Below are 20780 nucleotides of genomic sequence, written 5' to 3'. Positions count from 1 at the left end.
CTTTTTCACCCGTCCGTGATTAACTCTGTCAGCTAACATTTCCAGCCTAACAACCCCCCAACATAAGGAGCAACTCCATGGCTCAAGTGACCCTCAAAGGCAACCCCATCCAGGTCAGCGGCGAACTGCCAGACGTCGGCCAGCAAGCGCCGGCGTTCAGCCTGGTTGGCCAGGATTTGGCTGATGTGACCCTGGCCAGCCTGGCCGGCAAGCGCAAAGTGCTGAACATTTTCCCAAGCGTCGACACTCCGACCTGCGCCACCTCGGTACGCAAGTTCAACGCCGAAACCAGCAAGCTGGCCAATACCGTGGTGCTGTGCATTTCCGCCGATCTGCCGTTCGCCCAGGCGCGTTTCTGCGGTGCTGAAGGTCTGGCCAACGTGGTCAACCTGTCGACCATGCGCGGTGCCGAATTCCTCAAGGATTATGGCGTCGCTATCGCCAACGGCCCGCTGGCTGGCGTTGCCGCCCGCGCGGTGGTGGTGCTGGACGAGAACGACAAGGTACTGCACAGCGAGCTGGTTGCCGAGATCGGCAGCGAGCCGAACTACGAGGCTGCGGTAGCCGCTCTCAAGTAATACGTTGCAACACATCGAACGGCCTGCCTCTGCAGGCCGTTTTTATTTGTGCGTCAGTCGCTTAGAAAAGGTCAGGGATAGGTAAAAAGCCGGTAAAGAGGCTTTCCGCCAAGCCTAAGAGTGCTTATCGTTCGCGCTCGAATCCTGCAGTCGACGATGACCATGAGCTTGAACACCGCTAAAGCCTCCAAGTTCCGCACACTTCGCCCCTGGTTGATCACCGCCGCCGCTTTTGCCGGCGTGGTGTTGCTGGTCATCTGGTTGTCCGCGCCCTCCGGCTCGGCGGTGCCCAACGAAGCCAAGGTCAGAGGCCGTCCGGGGATGGGGCCACCCGGTGGTGCTGCCGGCATGACGGTGAGCGTGAGCAAGGTCGAACGCGCCGATCTCGACGTGCATTACCACGCGCTCGGCACCGTGACGGCCTTCAATACCGTGAATATCAAGCCGCGAGTCAGCGGCGAACTGGTCAAAGTACTGTTCACCGAAGGCCAGGAAGTGAAGGCCGGCGACTTGCTTGCGGTGGTCGACCCACGCACCTATCGTGCCGCGCTGGCGCAAGCCGAAGGCACCCTGCAGCAAAACCGCGCACAGTTGAAAAACGCCGAGATCGACCTCGAACGCTATCGCGGCCTGTATGCCGAAGATTCCATCGCCAAGCAGACCCTGGACACCCAGGCGGCCTTGCTCAGCCAGTACCAGGGCACCCTGATGACCAATCAGGGCCAGGTGGACGATGCCAAGCTGAACCTGGCCTTCACCGAAATCCGTGCGCCGATCAGTGGCCGGCTGGGCTTGCGCCAGGTCGATGTCGGCAACCTGGTGAGCTCCAGCGACACCACGCCGCTGGTGGTCATCACCCAGGTGCGGCCGATCGCCGTGGTCTTCAACCTGCCGCAGCAGCAGCTCGGCACCGTGGTGCGCCAGCTCAACACCAAGCAGGTGATGCCGGTAGAGGCGCTGGATCGCAATAAGGACCTGACCCTGGCCAAGGGGGAACTGGTTGCCGTGGACAACCAGATCGATACCACCACCGGCACGGTCAAGCTCAAGGCCCGATTTGCCAATAACAGCGGCGACAACGCCGACCACTCGCTTTTCCCCAATCAGTTCGTCAACGTGCGCCTGCTCGCCGAGACCTTGAAGGATGTGTTGCTGATCCCGGCCAATGCCGTGCAGCGCGGCAATGACGGCATCTACGTATATGTGCTCGGCGAGGGCGACAAGGTCGCCCAGCGACCGATCACCCTGGGCATCAGCGAAGGCGAGCAGGTCGTGGTGGAGCAGGGCCTGCAAGCTGGAGAGCAGGTGGTGACCGAAGGCACCGACCGTCTGCGCGATGGCATGGCGGTGCGGATCGCCGCGCCTGAACAGGTGCAGAAAGCCGAGAGCGAAGACACCGGGCAGAAGCCCTTCGGCCAGGGCGATGACACCATCCAAGGTGCCGCCCGCCAAGCTCAAGGGGCCAAGACCGGGGCCGCGCAATGAACCCGTCGCGCCCGTTCATCCTGCGGCCGGTCGCGACCACTCTGTTGATGGTCGCGATCCTGCTGGCGGGGATCATCGCCTACCGCTTCCTGCCGATTTCGGCCTTGCCGGAAGTCGATTACCCGACCATCCAGGTGGTCACCCTGTATCCCGGCGCCAGCCCGGAGATCATGACGTCGTCGGTGACCGCGCCGCTGGAAAACCAGCTCGGGCAGATCCCCGGCCTGAACGAGATGTCCTCCAGCAGCTCGGGCGGGGCCTCGGTGATCACCCTGCAATTCACCCTGGAAAGCGACCTCGATGTGGTCGAGCAGGGTGTCCAGGCGGCGATCAATACCGCGCAGAGCCTCTTGCCCAACGACCTGCCGTACGAGCCCTCGTACAGCAAGGTGAACCCGGCCGATGCGCCGATCCTGACGCTGGCGGTGACGTCGACCAACCTGCCGTTGCCGCAGGTGCAGGACCTGGTGGACACCCGCCTGGCACAGAAAATCTCGCAGATTTCCGGGGTCGGCCTGGTCAGCATCAGCGGTGGGCAGCGCCCGGCGGTGCGGATTCGCGCCAACCCGGTGGCCCTCGCCGCCGCCGGGCTGAGCCTGGATGACCTGCGCACCACGGTCTCGAACAACAACCTCAACGGCCCGAAAGGCAGCTTCGACGGCCCGACCCGGGCTTCGACCCTGGACGCCAACGACCAGCTGAAATCCGCCTCGGCTTACCGCGAGCTGGTGGTGGCCTACCTGAACGGCGCGCCGCTGCGCTTGAAAGACATTGCCAGCGTCGACGACGCGGCGGAAAACGTCCGCCTCGCCGCCTGGGCCAACACCACGCCGGCGGTGGTGCTGAACATCCAGCGCCAGCCGGGCGCCAACGTCATCGAGGTGGTCGATCGCATCAAGGCCATGCTGCCGCAACTGCAAGCCAGCCTGCCGGGCAGCCTGGAAGTAAAGGTGCTGACCGACCGCACCACAACCATCCGTGCTTCGGTGGCCGATGTGCAGTTCGAGTTGGTGCTGGCCGTCGCCCTGGTGGTGATGGTGACCTTCCTGTTTCTGCGCAATTTTTCCGCCACCCTGATTCCCAGCCTGGCGGTGCCGCTGTCGCTGATCGGCACCTTCGGCGTGATGTACCTGGCCGGCTTCTCGATGAACAACCTGTCGCTGATGGCGCTGACCATCGCCACCGGTTTCGTGGTCGATGACGCCATCGTCATGGTGGAAAACATCACCCGCTACCTGGAAGAGGGCGACGGCCCGCTGGAAGCCACGCTCAAGGGCTCGAAGCAGATTGGTTTCACCATCATCTCGCTGACCTTCTCCCTGATCGCCGTGCTGATCCCGCTGCTGTTCATGGGCGATGTGGCGGGGCGGCTGTTCCGCGAATTCGCCATCACCCTGGCGGTGGCGATCCTGATTTCCGGCATCGTCTCGCTGACCTTGACGCCAATGCTCTGCGCCAAGCTGCTGCGACACATCCCCGAGGAGAAACAAGGGCGCTTTTCCCGCACCGCTGGCGCCGTCATCGACGGCATGATCGAGCGCTACGGTCGCGCCTTGCGCGTGGTGCTGCGCCATCAGCCGCTGACCTTGCTGGTCGCCATCGGCACCCTGGTGCTCACCGCGCTGCTCTACGTGCTGATGCCCAAGGGGTTCTTTCCGGTGCAAGACACCGGGGTGATCCAGGGCATCGCCGAGGCGCCGCAGTCGATCTCCTTCCAGGCCATGGCGGCGCGCCAGCAGGACTTGTCCAAGGTGCTGCTGGCCGACCCGGCGGTGGAAAGCCTGTCTTCCTTTATCGGCGTGGATGGCAGCAACGCCACGCTGAATACCGGGCGCATGCTGATCAACCTCAAGCCCCACGGCCAGCGCGACGTGAGCGCCACCGAGGTGATCCGTCGGCTGCAACCCAAGCTCGCCGAAGTCGCCGGCATCCGCCTGTACCTGCAGCCGGTGCAGGATCTGACCATCGAGGATCGCGTCGCGCGCACCCAGTACCAGTTCACCTTGCAGGACTCCAACCCGGAGGTGCTGGCCAAGTGGGTGCCGCTGCTGGTCGAGCGCCTGCAACAGTTGCCGGAACTCGCCGACGTGGCCAGCGACTGGCAGGACAAGGGGTTGCAGGCCTTCGTCAATATCGACCGCGACGCCGCCTCACGCCTGGGCGTGTCCCTGGCCGACGTCGACAGCGCGCTGTACAACGCCTTCGGCCAGCGGTTGATCTCCACCATCTTCACCCAGGCCACCCAGTACCGGGTGGTGCTGGAGGTGGCACCACAGTTCCAGCTTGGTCCGCAGGCGCTGGAAAACCTCTACGTCAGCGGCACCGACGGGGTGCAGGTGCGGCTCTCGGCATTGGCCCGCATCGAGGAGCGCCACACCTTGCTGGCGATCAACCACATCAGCCAGTTCCCGGCGGCGACCCTGTCGTTCAACCTTGCGCCGGACGTTGCCTTGAGCGAGGCGGTGGAAGCGATTCGTGCGGTGGAACAGCAGATGGACCTGCCGGTCGGCCTGCAGACCAGCTTCCGTGGTGCGGCGCTGGCGTTCGAGTCGTCGCTGTCGAGCACGCTGCTGTTGATTCTGGCGGCGGTGGTGACCATGTACATCGTGCTGGGCATTCTCTACGAGAGCTTCATCCACCCGGTGACCATCCTCTCCACGCTGCCCTCGGCCGGGGTCGGGGCCTTGCTGGCGTTGATGCTGGCGGGGGAGGAGATCGGCATCGTGGCGATCATCGGCATCATCCTGCTGATCGGTATCGTCAAGAAAAACGCGATCATGATGATCGACTTCGCCCTCGATGCGGAGCGCAACCAGGGCATGAGCCCGGCGGATGCGATCTACCAGGCCTGCCTGCTGCGCTTCAGGCCGATCCTGATGACCACCCTGGCCGCGCTGCTCGGCGCGCTGCCGCTGATGCTCGCCTCCGGGGCCGGGGCGGAGCTGCGCCAGCCGTTGGGGATCGCCATGGTCGGCGGGCTGTTGCTCAGCCAGGTGCTGACGCTGTTCACCACGCCGGTGATCTACCTGGCCTTCGACCGCCTGGCGCAGCGCTTCGGCCAGCGCGGCGCGCTAGAGGCGCACGCATGAGGCGCTTTATCGTAGGGTGGGTTAGGCCGCAGGCCGTAACCCACCCACCGGAGTCGATGGAGGGTTACGCCGCCTTCGCGGCTAACCCTCCCTACGGGTGCAGGCCGGCATGAACCTCTCGATGCCCTTTATCCGTCGCCCGGTGGCGACCACGCTGCTGACCCTGGCCTTGCTGCTGGCCGGCTGGCTGTCGTTTGGCCTGTTACCGGTGGCGCCGCTGCCGCAGGTGGATTTCCCCACCATCATGGTCAGCGCGGCGATGCCTGGCGCCAGCCCGGAAACCATGGCCTCTTCGGTGGCCACGCCACTGGAGCGCGCCCTGGGGCGGATCTCCGGGATCAGCGAAATGACCTCGAGCAGCTCGCTGGGCTCGACCACCATCATCATTCAGTTCGAGCTGGAAAAGAACATCGAGGGCGCGGCGCGGGAAGTCCAGGCGGCCATCAGCGCCGCCAGCAGCCTGTTGCCCAGCGGCATGCCGAGCAACCCGACCTACCGCAAGGCCAACCCTTCTGACTCGCCGGTGATGGTGCTGACGCTGACCTCGGACAGCTACACCCGCGGCGAAATGTACGACATGGCCTCGACCCTGGTGTCGCCACGGCTGTCCCAGGTCAAGGGCATCGGCCAGGTCAGCATCGGCGGCAGCTCGTTGCCCGCCGTGCGCGTTGACCTCAACCCGGATGCCTTGAGCCAGTTCGGCATCGCCCTCGACAGCGTGCGCACGGCCATCGCCAATACCAACTCGAACGGCCCCAAGGGTGCGATCGAGAGCGATGAGCGGCAATGGCAGGTGGACGCCAACGACCAGTTGCGCAAGGCCAGCGATTACTTGCCGGTGATCGTCCATTACAGCGCCGAAACCGGTGCCGCCATCCGCCTGGGGGATATCGCCCAGGTCAGTAACGCCGTGGAAGACGTGCGCAACGCCGGCTTTTCCGGCAACAGCCCGGCTGTGCTGCTGATCGTCACCCGCCAGCCGGGCGCCAATATCATCGAGGCCACCGACGCCATGCACGCGCTGCTGCCGGAGTTGCAGGAGTTGATCGGGCCGCAGGTCACGCTCAGGGTGATGGACGATCGCAGCCCGAGCATCCGTGCCTCGCTGGAAGAGGCGGAGATCACCTTGCTGATCTCCGTGGCGCTGGTGATTCTGGTGGTTTACCTGTTCCTGCGCAGCCCACGCGCCACGCTGATCCCGGCGCTGGCGGTGCCGGTGTCGCTGGTCGGCACCTTCGCAGTCATGTACCTGTGCGATTTCTCGCTGAACAACCTGTCGTTGATGGCGCTGATCGTCGCCACCGGCTTTGTCGTCGACGATGCCATTGTGGTGGTGGAGAACATCGCCAGGCGCATCGAGGAGGGCGAGTCGCCGCTGCAAGCCTCGATCCACGGCGCGCGCGAAGTCGGCTTCACGGTGCTGTCGATGACCCTGTCACTGGTGGCGGTGTTCATCCCGATCCTGTTGATGGGCGGGATCATGGGCCGTCTGTTCCGCGAATTCTCGGTCACGCTGTCGGCGGCGATCCTGGTGTCGCTGGTGGTTTCCCTGACGCTGACGCCGATGCTCTGCGCACGGCTGCTCAAGCCCCGCGACCAGTCCGCTGCGCAGGCCGAACCGACGCAAGAAAACCGCTTTTTCCAAGGCTTGATGCAGCGCTACCAGCGCAGCCTGGAGTGGGCGCTCAGCCATTCACGGCTGATGCTGGCGATCATGGCCGGTTGCATCGCGCTGAATCTCTACCTGTTCGCGGTGGTGCCCAAGGGCTTCCTGCCGGAGCAGGACTCCGGCCGCCTGCGCGGCTTCGCGGTGGCCGACCAGAGTATTTCCTTCCAGGCCTTGCAGAAGAAGATGGAGGCGTTTCGGGCCATCCTCGGCGCCGACCCGGCGGTGGAAAACGTGGTCGGTTTCGTCGGCGGTGGGCGCTGGCAATCGGCTAACACCGGCTCCTTCTTCGTCACCCTGAAACCCATAGGCGAGCGGGATGCGGTCAATACCGTACTGGCGCGCCTGCGGCCGCAACTGGCGAAAATCCCCGGTGCCGCGCTGTACCTCAACGCCGGGCAGGATTTGCGCTTAGGCGGCCGCGATAGCAATGCCAGCAACCAGTTCACCCTGCGTAGCGACGACCTGAAACTGCTGCGCGAATGGGCGCCGAAGATCGAAGCGGCAATGCGCGCCGTGCCGCAGGTGGTGGACCTCAACAGCGATTCCCAGGACAAGGGCGTGCAAAGCCTGCTGGTGATCGACCGCGATCGCGCCGCCAGCCTGGGCGTGGACGTGGCGCTGGTGGACGAAGTGCTGAACAACTCCTTCGGCCAGCGGCAGGTCGCCAACATCTACAACCCGCTGAACCAGTACCACGTGGTGATGGAAGTTGCCGCGCAATACCAGCAGAGCCCGGAAATTCTCCGGCAGATGTACGTCATCGGCAGTGCCGGGCAGCGCGCACCGCTGGCCGAGTTCAGCCATTTCGAGCCGAGCACCGCGCCGCTGTCGGTCAACCACCAGGGGCAGTTCGCGGCGATCACCTTCTCCTTCAACCTGGCACCGAAGGCGCTGATCGGCCCGACACGGGATGCGATCATGGCCGCGCTGGAGCCTTTGCAGCTGCCGTTGGATATCCAGGTCAGCTTCGAGGGTAGCGCCGGCGCCGTGCAGCAGACGCAGAACAACATGCCCTGGTTGATCCTGCTGGCCCTGGTTTCGGTGTACGTCGTGCTCGGCATCCTCTACGAGAGCTATGTGCACCCGCTGACTATCCTCTCCACACTGCCGTCGGCGGGAGTCGGCGCGCTGCTGGCCTTGATCATCTGCCGCAGCGAGCTGTCGCTGATCGCCCTGATCGGCATCATCCTGCTGATCGGCATCGTCAAGAAAAACGCCATCCTGATGATCGACTTCGCTCTGGAGGCCGAGCGCCGCCTGGGCCTGAGCCCGCGCGAGGCGATCCTCGAAGCCTGCGTCAAACGCTTCCGGCCGATCATGATGACCACCCTGGCGGCCTTGCTGGGCGCGCTGCCACTGATTTTCGGCGTCAGCGGCGATGCCGGGCTGCGCCGCCCGCTGGGGATCACCATCGTCGGCGGTTTGATCGCCAGCCAACTGCTCACGCTGTACACCACACCGGTGGTCTACCTGTACCTCGACCGCTTGCGCCACTGGGTCAACCGCCGCCGAGGTTTAGGGCGTGTTCACTATAAGTGACGGTCGCGCCGTCGCCCCGCAAAGCGCAAGACTAGGCAAGAGGAGTGAGGTTTGGTTATTCCAAATGAACGACGAGTAACGACGGATTGCGCTTTGCGGGGCACGGCCCTGCGGGTTGACTCTGTGCTCGTGCCATGCGGTGTTGCGGGACTTGAAGAGGCAATAAGCATCTTCTGCATCCCGCGCCTTGCCTGACACGAGCACAGAGCCAACGCGATCCGCCATTTATAGTGAACACGCCCTATGCACCGATGCTTCGTTGGAGAACCCGTTATGAGCCTGTATTCCCATCGTCTTGCGCAGGCGTCGGCCCTGGTGTTGGCGATTGCCGCCGGACTGGCAGGCTGCGCCGTCGGGCCGGACTACCAGACGCCGAGCATCGACGTGCCGGCCAGCTTCAAGCAGGCCGAAGGTTGGCGCATCGCCGAGCCCAGCGATGCGCTGCACCGTGGCGCCTGGTGGGCGCTGTATGGCGACCCGGTATTGGACGGCCTGCAGCAACGGCTGGAACAATCCAACCAGACACTGGCCCAGGCCGAGGCGCAATACCGCCAGGCGCAGGCCCTGGCTCGTGGCGCGCGGGCCTCGTTTTTCCCTAATCTGTCGGCGAACTTCGGCAAAACCCGCTCGGGCCAAGCGTCTGGCGGCAGCACCGTGCGCCTGGCCGATGGCTCGACGGTCAACAGCGCCAGCTCCGGCGGGATCTCCAACAGCTATCAGGCCAGCCTTGGCGTGAGCTGGGAGCTGGACCTGTGGGGCAAGTTGCGCCGGCAGTTGGAGTCCGACAGCGCCAGTGCCGAGGCCAGCAAGGCGACCCTGGCCGCGACCAAGCTCAGCCAGCAGTCGGAGCTGGCGCAGAATTACCTGCAACTGCGCGTGCTGGATGCGCAAAAGCGCCTGCTCGATGCCACGACCGAGGCTTATGCGCGCTCGCTCAAGCTCACCGAGAACCAATACCGCGCCGGGATCGTCACCAAAGCCGACGTCGCCCAGGCACGCACCCAGCTGAAAAGCACCCAGGCCCAGGCCATCGACCTGAAATACCAGCGTGCGCAACTCGAACATGCGATCGCCGTGCTGGTGGGCGTGCCGCCCTCGGAATTCAGCCTGACGGTGCAGGACAGCTTGCCCAGCCTGCCGCAGATTCCTGCCGCCGTGCCTTCGCAACTGCTGCAACGGCGCCCGGACATTGCCGCCGCCGAGCGTGAGGTGATTTCCGCCAACGCCTTGATCGGCGTGAACAAGGCCGCCTATTACCCGGACCTGACCCTGAGCGCGGCGGGTGGCTATCGCAACGACAGCCTCAGTCAATTGCTCAGCGTGCCGAACCGTTATTGGTCGATCGGCCCGGAATTCGCCATGACCCTGTTCGACGGTGGTTTGATCAGTTCACGGGTGGAGCAGGCCGAAGCCAGTTACGACTCGACCGTGGCCAATTACCGGCAAACCGTGCTGACCGGCTTTCGCGAAGTCGAAGATTACCTGGTGCAGTTGGATGTGCTGGCCGAGGAGAGCGGGGTACAGCAGGAGGCGCTGGATTCGGCGCGCGAATCGCTGCGGCTGATCAATAACCAGTACAAGGCTGGCACCATCGATTACCTGAATGTGGTCACGGTGCAGACCACCGCCTTGTCCAACGAACGCAGCGTGCTGACCCTGTTCGGCAGCCGCCTGACCGCCAGTGTGCAGTTGATCGCCGCGCTGGGCGGTGGTTGGCAGGTCGAAGAACTGTCCGAGACGGAAGCGGAGAAATAGAGCCAGGCGCCAGAGCGTGAGGGCGACATGCGGCAAGCGCTCCCACCGACTAGCGCGAGCCGCATCTGCAGATTACGCCGAACTCACGGCCTGTAACCGTAGGAGCGGCCCATGGCCGCGATGTTTTTCAAGCACATCATCGAGGGCATGGCCCACTCCTACACAGAGCAAGCCGCGGCTACCGCGACTCGCCCTTAGCGCAGGCTTAGAACGCGCCCATGTAGTCGCGCTTACCCACTTCCACACCGTTGTGACGCAGCAGTGCGTAGGTGGTGGTGACGTGGAAGAAGAACTGCGGCAGGCCATAGCTGAGCAGGTAGGCTTGGCCCGTGAACGTCTTCTCCTTCGGCGTGCCTGGGCGGGTGACGATCTCACGCGCTTCGTTGCCATCGATCTGCGCGGCGCTGAAGCCATCCACGAATGCCAGGGTCTTGCTCAACAAGGTTTGCAGATCGGCAAAGGTCTGCTCGTTGTCGTCGAACTTGGGCACTTCTACACCGGCCAGCCGCGCCGACACACCACGGGCGAAATCGGCTGCGATCTGCACCTGGCGGGTCAGGGGGAACATGTCCGGGTACAGGCGGGCCTGCAGCAGGGCATTGGGATCGATGCTTTTTGCCGTGGCGTGGGCTTCAGCCTTGTGCAGCAGGTCGCTCAAGCTGCCGAGCATCTGCTTGAAAACGGGAATGGATGCGGCGTAGAGGGAAATGGTCATGACAGTCTCCGGGATCAAATGTGGGCGTGAGTATAACGATTACCTCAATGCAGGCCTTACCTTGATCGATAGGTACGCAGAAATCAGTCGTTTCAATCGACACCGTGCGCTACAGCTCGTTGCTGCAAACGCGGCGCGGCAGCGAAATGCCGGCAGGCAAAAGCGGCGACAACCTGCTACTACTCAAGACTGATCCGAGCGCTGCAAGTCTCATTAACGGGTCGGGCATCGGCACAGGTTGCTTGATTGAAGTTAAGGCGAACGGAACCGGCAATGATTAGCAGAAGCCTCACGGAGGGCTCTATGAAGTCCAGGATCAGGATCGGCATCGTCGATGATCATCCACTCTTGAGGCAGGGCGTCGCCGCCGCGCTGATAAAAATTGAAGACTTTCATGTTGTGGACCAAGGCGAATGTGCCGAGGACGCCCAACGGATTGCCACGCGCTGCGTGCCTGATGTGTTGCTGATGGATGTGAATATGCCCGGCGACACCTTTGCCGCCGTGCGCGCCATCGCCGCATCGCGACCTACCGTCAAAGTCTTGATGCTGACCGTCTCTGAAGCCGAGGACGACGTGTATTCGGCCATGGAAGCGGGTGCCCATGGCTACGTGCTCAAAGGCGTGAGCGGCCCGGAGCTCGCGCAGGCGATCAGGAACGTTGCCAGTGGCGAGACGTTCATTTCGCCGGCGATTGCCAGCAAGCTGCTGAGCAATTTCCACGAGGGTGGAGAGGGCGAGACGAAAGTTGAGCTGAGCGTACGCGAGGAACAAATCATTCGGGAGGTATCGAAAGGCCTTACCAATCGCGAAGTGGCAGCCAAACTCTCGCTCAGTGAGAAAACGGTGAAGTACTACATGACCCAAGTGATGTTGAAGCTCCACGCCCGGAATCGGGTGGAGGCGGTCACCGCTGCGAAGCAATACTGGGCTGAAGAGCGCGCCTCGAACATCAGCTCGCGGCTCCCCGGTGCAGGCGTGCCGGGTGGCGATGAGCGCTCCCGGAGCTAGAGCAGCCGCCATTGTGTCCGCAATCGTGCGTCAGGCGCCGCTCACAGCGTGAATTGCGCCTTGATCTTGGTTCCAACCCCGGGCGTCGAGTCAATGCTGAATACACCGCCCAGCGACTCGACGCGGTAGCGCATGCCAGCCAGGCCCAAACGCGTTCTACCGCGGCTCGGGCTCGTCAGGCCCTCTAGCTGAAAGCCCCCGCCCGCATCCTCGACGTGCAGTTCAAGCAGGCCGGCTTCGTGTGAGGCGCTGACTTTCTGGCCTTTTCCGTCCGCGTGATGGAAAGCATTGTTCAGCGCCTCCTGGACGAAGCGGTAAATACAGAATTTGAACGGCAGTGGAACATTGTCCGGGAGAGGGCCAAGCGTCAGCGTTACTTTCGTTTCGGTTCGCTGTTCATGACGATGGGCCACCAGCAGCAACTCTTCGCGCAAGCTCAAACCATTGATTTCCGGAAGCGCCAACCCGCGGGAAATGTCGCGGATTTCGCGCAGGGCCTCCTGGCTGGCCCCGCGGATGATCTCCAGTACATCGCCGCCCGAGAGCGCCTCATCCTGCAGGTAACGGTCGCGCAACTCGCCGAGTTCATCGAGGCGCAGCAACGTAAGGGTCAAGAGCTGGGCAGGGCCATCATGCAGATCGGCGCCGAGCCGGCGCAGTATGAGTTCGCTGATCCTGGAAAACTCGTGGTTAGCCGTGGTGATCCGATCTTGAAGGGCGGTGTTTTGCACGTGCAGTTGGGCTTGCTCCTGCATCTGCAACTTGAGGGTCAGTTGCTGGCGTTCGATGATCCGATCGCCACGTCTGACGATGAAGAACAGCAGCGAAAGCATGGCCAAGGTTGCCGCCGCGATAACCGCCCAGACCTCCTGCTGCAGGCTGTCGATTTCATGCTCCATCTCATAGAACTCGCCGATGGCGAGAATCTTTTCGGCGCCAAATTTGCGCAGCGGTACATAGGTTTCATAGAGCAGCATATTCAGGTTGCGTTCATAGGCATGCTCTTCATTATCCAAGGCAGCCAAGCGGGTGACGATCATGCCTTGCATAACCTGCTCGATAGGGTCTTTCGGGTAGTTCCTGAACAGCAGCAGTTTGCTGGTGCTGTAGATATTCGTGCCATCCGGCAGCCAGATCTTTATCGAAACGATGTGTCGGTTGATCGAGGTGTTTGACAGCAGCTTGTCGATTGCCAGAGTGCTCTCGGCAGATAGTTTTCGGCTCGTGGCCAGTTCCTGGATGTAAGGGGCGAGAAAGGCCTCCATGTAGAGCGCCGCCGCTTCGCCAGCGCTCTGAGTCGCATCGCGCTCGATCCTGTGGCTGACGAGGTTGCCGACAAACGCCATCGTGCTGCCCAGGATGATCGTCGCGGCAATCACGAACTGCGTGGAGCGATTCAGTTCGCGTAAATGCTTGCACGCCGACCGCCACCAGGCCGGTGCTTGAACGCGCGGTAACTCTCTGAGCGGCTCGGGCGATGCCGGCGCAACAGCCTCGAAGCCGGGTTCGGTCTTTGCATCTGCAGACATCTGAGCCACTCCTGGATGCTCTTGGCTGAGCGCTGGCACATAACGCGATCACCTAGCGGACAGCAGCGCCCGTCAGCGTTGACCGCCTACCCATCAGCGGCGCGTGTTCGACACAGGCATGGTTACCTGCGCAGTCCGTTGGCCTCGTATTCAAGGTAGTTTCAATTCGCGTGTTAGCCCAGCCGGGTAAATCCATTTTTGCAGCCGTTACTTACAGAGGCTAGGAACGCTGGGCGGCAGGATTCGATGCGCACTACCAGCGCCCGTAAGCTCGGCGAGTTTGTGGCGATGTATGGGGCGTGAGCGCTCTGACGCTTACCGAACTTGTCGAAAGAATGACTCAACGTTTCAGCAATAGGCAGGCCGGACAGTGTTGGGCACAAAGGCCACCACCCACTCAAGGTGGGTGCCGGTCTCACTGCGTTGTTCCAGCGTGCCAGTGGAGCGGGCAGCCGCTCGCCCTATGCGGCGGTGTGCACGACGCTATTGTCGACATGGTTGATGGTGTTGAATATCTGCTCGGGATCGGAACGCGCCGCGGCCATGGTCCAGCGGTTGATGCGGTCGTTGCCGATACGGACCATTCCCGTGTGGCTCGCCTTGTTGCCATCGACCAACGGATCGACATCGAAGAAGCCGAGCTTGTAGCGCAACAACTCGATGTCGGCGGGATCACCGGTCAGGAACGACCAGCCTGGGCCGACATGGTGCTGCTCGGCATAGGCCTTGAGGATCTGCGGTGTATCCAGTTCGGGCTGCAACGAGATCGAGTACATGTATACGTCGCGCCCGACACGCTCGCCCAACAACTTCTGCACCCCACGCAGGTTCGCCGTCATGGTCGGGCAAAAGCCGCCGCACGAGGTGTACATCATGTTGAAGGCGACCACTTTGCCGCGGATCAGGTCATCGTAGAGCCGCACCGGCTTGCCTTCATGGGTGTAGAGCGTGATGTTCGGGAAATAGCCGGCGCCAGTGGTGTCAGCGCCAGCCAGTTGTGCCCCGACCAGGTCGCTGCCGCTGCGCCAGGCGACAAAGCCCAGCGCGGCGGTACCCAGGCCGACCAAGAGATTCCTGCGAGTGTTCATCTCATACCTCCAGTGTCACGGACGTGAGTGGCGCGCACATCAGACGATGTCGAAGCGCAGCATCATCGCGTGATCCTCGTGGATCAGGTTGTGGCAGTGCATGACGTACTTCCCTTTGAAGTCACGGAAGCGTATGAGCACCCGGATGGTCTCGGGGCCACGGAGTACATAAACGTCCTTGCGGCCTTGCTCATGTGGCGGTACCGGGAAGTTTCTCCCCTCGAACGTCCGGCTGAGAATCCGTCCTTCCTCGAAGTGGATATGGATCGGGTGAATCCAGCCGTCGTCGATGTTCGACAACTCCCAGACCTCATAAGCGCCTTGGGGGACCAGCGCGCGCGGGACGTTGACGTTGACCAACTGATTATTGATCGCCCACATGGCCCCACTGCGATTGAACTCCCAGCGGCGAACCGGGAATGTGGCGATTTGTGCCGCCGTAGGCAGGGGTGGCAATGGCCGTAGCGCGCTCGGCACCCGGCTGACATCCGCTGCGGTGCGGTTGACGACGATTTTCAGCAGCTGGGTACCTGGTGCGACTACGTTGCCGGGCCTGCGCGTGTCGATCTGCACCAGACGGTTGACGAGGTACAGCTCGGTGCCGACCGGGTACCTGGAGAAGTCCACCACGATATCCGCACGCTCGGCTACGCCGATGCGCACCTTGCTCTGGTTAAGCAGGGGCGCCGGCAACAGGTTGCCGTCGTTGGCGATGTAAGTGAAGGTCTGCACCACGCCGTTAGCGCGGGTCAGGTACAGCTCGTAATTGCGGCTCGGGCCGATATTCAGCAGGCGGAAACGGTACTTGCGATTAGCGACGCGCAATACCGGCTCGATCTTGCCGTTGACGATCACCTTGTCGCCCAGCACCCCTTCGGGGTGGAACTGGTCGTGGAACAGCCGGCCGCTGGCGTCGAAGCGCCGATCGCCAAAGCTCAGCGTGTAGTCATAGGGGTGGCTCGGCAGCCGCAGCCCACTGCTCTGCGGGCCTTCGTCGCCGGAGTCCAGGGTATCGAACAGCAGGTAAAAGCCGAACAAGCCGCGAATCATGTTGGGCGCGGTGAAGTCCAGCGTGTGGTCATGGTAGAACAGCGTGCCCAGGGCCTCGTTCGAATCGCCGATCTGGTTTTGCATCTGGTCGTAGCCGGCGTAGATGTTGGGGTAGAAGTGATCCTTGAAGCGCCCCGGGGCCGTCAGGGTCGGGCCGGCCTTGAGTGGGCTGTAGTAGTCGCCCGGGAAGCCATCGCTTTCGGATGGCGAGTGCAGATTGTGCAAATGGGTGGAAATTTCGGGTGTGCCGAACCCGGTGTGATTCTGCGGCAGCCGATTGTTCATGCGGCAGACGATGGGCTGGCCATAGCGCGCGAAAACCACTGGGCTGAAACTGGTCAGATCCGGTGTGTTGCTTTGGTAGACCCAGACCGGTTGCGGCGGGTAGGCCGGATTGAAAACCCAGTTAGGCCTCTCCACGGCGTTCAGTTCGTAGAAATACGGTGCGCCCAGTGCGCCAATCAACTCGTTGTAGCGTTGGTGCGGCGCTCGCCCGGCTTCACCACCTGCAATATTCGCCGCCAGGGTGGGGGCGGGGGTTAGCTGGTTGACCGGATAGACCGGCGTGATCTGGGTCGGTAGATCCTGCTGCCAGGGCAGGGTAGCCGGGCTAGGGGGTGGGGCTGGAGCTGGAGGGTCGACTGCATTGGCGCTGCGCTGCTCGCTGAGCAGCAGCGGGGCAGCCATTGCGACGGCGCCTAGTTTCAGGAAGGAGCGCCGATCCGTGCCGCTGGCCTTGTTCAACGGTGCGGTCGAAACTTCGGGGCAGCCATTCGTCTGCATGGCTGCCCCACGAGATTTGATCTGGAATTTGCCTTTCCTGCTATCCAAACGTTTGGATTTCATGATGACGGACTCCTTGTAACGCATTCCTCAGTGCTGACTGCGGACATTCTCGACACGTGCCCACAGAACTCCCCTACGTATTCGAACGGAGAAGATTGATTAGAAGGGGATGGGGGTAACGCTTGAGCTGATCGCGGCTCGCGGGTTGATATGGGCAGTTTCGTCCATGCCCATGCGCATGCCGCGCGAGACGGAAGCGTTATAGGTCAGATTGTCGGCGGGCCATGCAGTTGCGGTGAGAAACGTGCAGCAGGATAAGACGCAATCAATGCTTGGCTGAGCGATGTTTTGCCCATCTTGTTCACCCTAGCGATAGACGTAGTACAGGACGCTCCGCCCTCTCCTGCGAAGCATTCCTAACTAGTACACTCTCACTGAGACTTAAGTACTGTTTGCTCGCAATGTCAATCTGCCGTCACTTTCATTCTTAATAATATTTTTGACTATATAAGTGCATGTAAAACAAAATATTATTTTTAATGGGTCGTGGTTTCCCGCTTGTTGCCAGGGTGGCTGTGCGCCGCTGAGGGCCGGGTGGCGGCCTCTTGCGCCACCTCAGTGGCATGCTGGTCGACCTTTTCTTCAGCAGCAGGCTGTGCAGCCTGATGACCTGAAGGTGCCGCATCATGGTGACCGTCAGCGCTGGCCTCTTTACTGCCGTGCTGGCCCTCATGATTGTGCATGTTGCTCTCGCCACCACCATGCTGGTGGCCAGCGCTGGATGCGATCAAGGCCTGGTACTTCTCGGCATCCAGAGTCGGCAGTTGTTGCAGGAAAGCCACCATGCCCCAGATGTACGGGTCGCTCATGCTCTTGCCCCAGGCGGGCATGCCGCTGGCCTTGATGCCGTGCTTGATGATCCAGAACGCAGCTGCAGGGCTCCCGTCCACACCGACCTTCGTCAGGTTCGGCGGCGCGGGGTAGAGGCTCTGGCTCAACTCGGTTTCTGCGGTGCCCGGTGCCAGGTGGCAGCCAATGCACATGGCGTTGTAGTTGCCGGCCCCGGCGCGGATCAGCGCCTCATCCTCTAGGTTGGGCACCTGGATGTCCCGGGAGCGCACCTCGATGGAGCGATCACGGGCCATGGCCAGGAAGGCATGCACGACCGGCAGGTGGGGATCATCGGCGCCTACGTTAACCAGGCCAAAGTAGGCCCCGCCGCCTGCTGCGGCACTTGCGACGATACTCGCTGCCACTAAGGTTTTAATTGTTCTTTTCATCTCAGGTCCTCAAAACCACATCCGAATACCGGCGACAAGGCGCGCCTCGTTATCATCCTCACCTGCATCGCGAGCCAGGTCGGCGGTATTGCCGTAGGAGCGATTCCAGGTGACGCCGATATAGGGGGCGAACTCCCGGCGAATTTCATAACGCAGCCGCAGGCCGACTTCGGTATTGGCCAGCCCGGAACCGACGCCGCGCTCGGGGTCGTTCTTGCCGTAGACGTTCACCTCGGCCGTCGGCTGCAAAATCAGGCGATTGCTGAGGAGGATGTCGTAGTCACCTTCCAGTCGAGCGGCGGTCTGACCGTTCTCGCCGATGAACACGGTGGCTTCGGCCTCAAAGGCATAGAGCGCCATGCCCTGGATACCGAACGCGCCCCAGGTTTGCGGCGAGCCGGGCTTGAAATCCTGCCGGACACCGGTGACGACATCCCACCAAGGGCCGATGGCGTGCCCCCAGAGCGCTTGGATCTCAGCCTCCTCGGTCACACCGTTGGTACGCTCACCCTCCGAACGCAACCACAGGCGGTCGATATCGCCGCCGAGCCATCCGGAAGCATCCCAATTGAGGGTGCTGCCGGCATCGGCATCCTGGTATTCCAGTTGGTCGAGCAGGAAGAAGGCGTTGAGCTGCTGGTCATGCACCGCGTGGCCAGGCAGCGGAGGGAACGCGGCTTCGCGATCGGCATCGGTCAGGACCGGAATCGGAGTCCGACTCGTAGTCAGGGGCGCGTCATCAGTGCTGCCATGGTTCATCTGGCTGTGATCCATGGAGCCGTGATCCATCGAACCCATTTTACTGTGGTCCATGGGCTCCATTGAGCCATGTCCCATCGCCGAATGATCCATCTGGGCGGCGCTGGAATCGGTCTGCTTGGGCGGCGTGGATTCAGCTTTAGCTGCAGGCTTAGCTTCCAGCGCGGCAGGCGTCGGCGAAGCTGAGTGCAGCGAATGGTCCATTGGCTCGGCAGCGTTCGCCAGACCGGCTGTAACCGTGCTGATCGAAACGGCCAGAGCCATCAGGGTCGGACGTGTAAACCTACTGGTCATGATCTCGATCCGCAGCGGCCTTGTTAGCGTTGGGCGCATGGTTCATCGAGCCATGCGCCATCTTGCTGTGATCCATCGAACCATGGTTCATGGAGCCGTGATCCATTTTTTGCGAGTCAGCGGCCTGGCTCTTCTGCTGGGGGGCGGGTTTGCCGGTGGAGCTCGCAGCAGGAGCGGAGGATGGCGCGTGCTCTCCATGATCGTCATCAGCAAGTGCGATGGTCATTGGCATGACACCCAGCAAGCCAACCGCAAAGGCACTGGCGATCAGCGTGTTACGACTCAGGAATTTGTTCATTATTGGTCTCCTTTATTCATCCACACGGACTTCGCGGAACATGCCCATTTCCATGTGCATCAGCAGGTGGCAGTGGTAGGCCCAACGGCCCAGGGCATCGGCCGTGACGCGGTAGCTGCGCTTGGAGCCAGGCGGCATGTCGATGGTGTGTTTGCGCACCATGAAGTTGCCGTTCTCATCCTCGAGGTCGCTCCACATGCCGTGGAGGTGGATGGGGTGGGTCATCATGGTGTCGTTCACCAGGGTGATCCGTAGCCGCTCGCCGTATTTGAGGCGCAGCGGTTCGGCATCGGAAAATTTGATGCCGTCGAACGACCAGGAGAATTTCTCCATATGGCCGGTCAGGTGCAGTTCGATGGTGCGGCTCGGTTCTCGCCCGTCCGGATCGGGGAAGGTGCTTTTGAGGTCGGCATAGCTGAGCACCCTACGGCCGTTGTTTCGCAAGCCAATACCCGGATCATCCAGTTTCGGCGTCGGCGACATGGTCTGCATGTCCACCAGCGGGCTGCCATTCTCGGAGGCCGGGTGCGACTGCATTTCGGCCATGCCAGCCATCTTGCTGTGATCCATGCCGGCCATATCGCCGTTGCCCATGCCAGTCATCTTGCTGTGGTCCATGCCGCCCATACTTCCATGGTCCATGCCCATGTCACCCATCCCAATCAGCGGGCGGGGATCGATCTCGGGAACGGGAGCGCTCAAGCCTTCACGCACAGCCAGGGTGCCGCGGGCATAGCCCGTGCGGTCCATGGATTGAGCGAAGAGGGTGTAGGCCTCGGCGCCGCTCGGCTCGACTATCACGTCATAGGTTTCCGCGACAGCGATGCGCAACTCATCGACGCTGACAGGTTTAACGTGCTGGCCATCGGCGGCCACCACGGTCATTTTCAGGCCCGGGATGCGTACATCGAAGTAGCTCATGGCCGAGCCGTTGATAAAGCGCAGGCGGATCTTCTCGCCCGGTTTGAAGATGCCGGTCCAGTTGCCATTGGGTGCCTGGCCGTTCATCAGGTAGGTGTAGGTGTAACCGCTGACGTCGGCGAGATCGGAGGGGCTCATCTTCATCTCGGCCCACATCTTCCGATCGGCCACGGCGGCGGCCCAGCCTTGCTCGCTCACGTCGTTGATGAAGTCGCCGACGGTGCGTTTGTGGAAGTTGTAGTAGTCCGACTGTTTCTTGAGCTTGGCCATGACCCGGGCGGGGTCTTCGTCGGTCCAGTCGCTCAGCATCACCACGTAGTCGCGGTCGTACTGGAAGGGCTCGGGCTCTTTGGCGTCGATCACGATCGGTCCATAGACGCCAACTTGCTCCTGCAACCCTGAGTGGCTGTGGTACCAGTAGGTGCCGTTCTGCGTAACCTTGAATCTGTACTCGTACATGCCATCGGGCGCGATGCCGTGGAAGCTCAGGCCAGGCACGCCATCCATGTTGGCGGGCAGGATGATTCCGTGCCAATGGATCGAGGTGTCTTGCTCCAGGCGATTCTTGACGCGCAGCGTGACCGTGTCGCCTTCACGCCAGCGCAGCAGCGGGCCCGGCAAGGTGCCGTTGATGGTCATGGCCGTACGCGGTGAACCGGTGATGTTCACCGGGGTTTCACCAATGAACAGGTCGAACTCGGCGCCGCTGAGCACCGCCGGCAGGCCCGGGCTGCTCACGGCCCATACGGGCGTGCGCCACAGGCCCAGGCCGGCGAGCATCCCGCCAGCGGCCAGGCCTTTGACGAAGGTCCGTCTTGAGGTTTTCGATTGCATGCCGTTTATGTCCAATCAATCAAAGTAAACCGGTGCTGAACTGCCAGCGCATGCTGTTTGATCCAATACCGACAGCCAGCGAGAGCGGAAACTGCCACAT

Annotated in this window: 14 protein-coding genes; 6 read left to right on the top strand and 8 right to left on the bottom strand. The window is 62.2% G+C overall.

The genetic code is table 11. The features are described from left to right. Positions 1-77 precede the first annotated feature (77 nt). The 5 genes from tpx (at position 78) to AC3IYG_RS11795 (ending at position 10115) form a co-directional block, all read left to right on the top strand. The gene (gene tpx, locus AC3IYG_RS11815) at positions 78-578 is read left to right on the top strand and encodes a thiol peroxidase (RefSeq protein WP_489308591.1); all 501 of its coding nucleotides are present in this window, start codon (positions 78-80) and stop codon (positions 576-578) included. A 162-nt stretch (positions 579-740) separates the two neighbouring features. Beyond that, positions 741-2063: an MdtA/MuxA family multidrug efflux RND transporter periplasmic adaptor subunit gene (locus AC3IYG_RS11810; protein WP_489313898.1), complete on the top strand. Its 1323-nt coding sequence runs from the start codon at positions 741-743 to the stop codon at positions 2061-2063. Further along, the gene (locus tag AC3IYG_RS11805) at positions 2060-5152 is read left to right on the top strand and encodes an MdtB/MuxB family multidrug efflux RND transporter permease subunit (protein WP_489308589.1); all 3093 of its coding nucleotides are present in this window, start codon (positions 2060-2062) and stop codon (positions 5150-5152) included. Before AC3IYG_RS11810 ends, AC3IYG_RS11805 begins: the two co-directional genes overlap by 4 nt. 109 nt (positions 5153-5261) lie before the next feature. Continuing rightward, a complete protein-coding gene (locus AC3IYG_RS11800) occupies positions 5262-8360 on the top strand; it encodes a multidrug efflux RND transporter permease subunit (protein WP_489308587.1) in 3099 nt (1032 codons plus the stop codon). A gap of 273 nt (positions 8361-8633) precedes the next feature. Beyond that, positions 8634-10115, top strand: a complete 1482-nt coding sequence (locus AC3IYG_RS11795) for an efflux transporter outer membrane subunit (RefSeq protein WP_489308586.1) — start codon at positions 8634-8636, stop codon at positions 10113-10115. A gap of 205 nt (positions 10116-10320) precedes the next feature. Here AC3IYG_RS11795 and AC3IYG_RS11790 read toward each other — a convergent pair whose 3' ends face one another. Then, positions 10321-10830 carry a DUF1993 domain-containing protein gene (locus AC3IYG_RS11790; protein ID WP_489308585.1) on the bottom strand — a complete coding sequence of 170 codons (510 nt, stop codon included), beginning with the start codon at positions 10828-10830 and terminating at the stop codon, positions 10321-10323. 303 nt (positions 10831-11133) lie between these two features. Between AC3IYG_RS11790 and AC3IYG_RS11785 the strand changes: the two genes are divergently transcribed. Then, entirely contained in the window at positions 11134-11841 is a 708-nt protein-coding gene (locus tag AC3IYG_RS11785) for a response regulator (RefSeq protein WP_489308584.1), read from the top strand. A gap of 41 nt (positions 11842-11882) precedes the next feature. Here the strand turns inward: AC3IYG_RS11785 and AC3IYG_RS11780 are convergent, their stop codons facing one another. From AC3IYG_RS11780 to AC3IYG_RS11750, 7 genes are all read right to left on the bottom strand, one after another. Continuing rightward, a complete protein-coding gene (locus AC3IYG_RS11780) occupies positions 11883-13370 on the bottom strand; it encodes a sensor histidine kinase (protein ID WP_489308582.1) in 1488 nt (495 codons plus the stop codon). Between the two features lie 461 nt (positions 13371-13831). Beyond that, positions 13832-14458, bottom strand: coding sequence for an SCO family protein (locus AC3IYG_RS11775; protein WP_489308580.1), 627 nt, complete (start codon positions 14456-14458; stop codon positions 13832-13834). Positions 14459-14497: 39 nt separating this feature from the next. After that, positions 14498-16354 (bottom strand): multicopper oxidase family protein, encoded by a 1857-nt coding sequence (locus tag AC3IYG_RS11770; protein ID WP_489308579.1) that lies wholly within the window; start codon positions 16352-16354, stop codon positions 14498-14500. Positions 16355-16830: 476 nt separating this feature from the next. Continuing rightward, positions 16831-17574, bottom strand: a complete 744-nt coding sequence (locus AC3IYG_RS11765) for a c-type cytochrome (RefSeq protein WP_489308577.1) — start codon at positions 17572-17574, stop codon at positions 16831-16833. A gap of 9 nt (positions 17575-17583) precedes the next feature. Next, entirely contained in the window at positions 17584-18627 is a 1044-nt protein-coding gene (locus AC3IYG_RS11760; RefSeq protein ID WP_489313897.1) for a copper resistance protein B, read from the bottom strand. Next, complete coding sequence (locus tag AC3IYG_RS11755) at positions 18617-18925, bottom strand: hypothetical protein (RefSeq protein ID WP_489308575.1); 309 nt, start codon at positions 18923-18925, stop codon at positions 18617-18619. Before AC3IYG_RS11755 ends, AC3IYG_RS11760 begins: the two co-directional genes overlap by 11 nt. Positions 18926-18937: 12 nt before the next feature. Next, positions 18938-20680 (bottom strand): copper resistance system multicopper oxidase, encoded by a 1743-nt coding sequence (locus AC3IYG_RS11750; protein WP_489308573.1) that lies wholly within the window; start codon positions 20678-20680, stop codon positions 18938-18940. Positions 20681-20780 lie beyond the last annotated feature (100 nt).

This window comes from Pseudomonas sp. KH_027 (genome assembly GCF_057838565.1).
The sequence above is the reverse complement of the archived record's forward strand: the minus strand, read 5'-3'. Positions and strand labels throughout refer to the sequence as shown.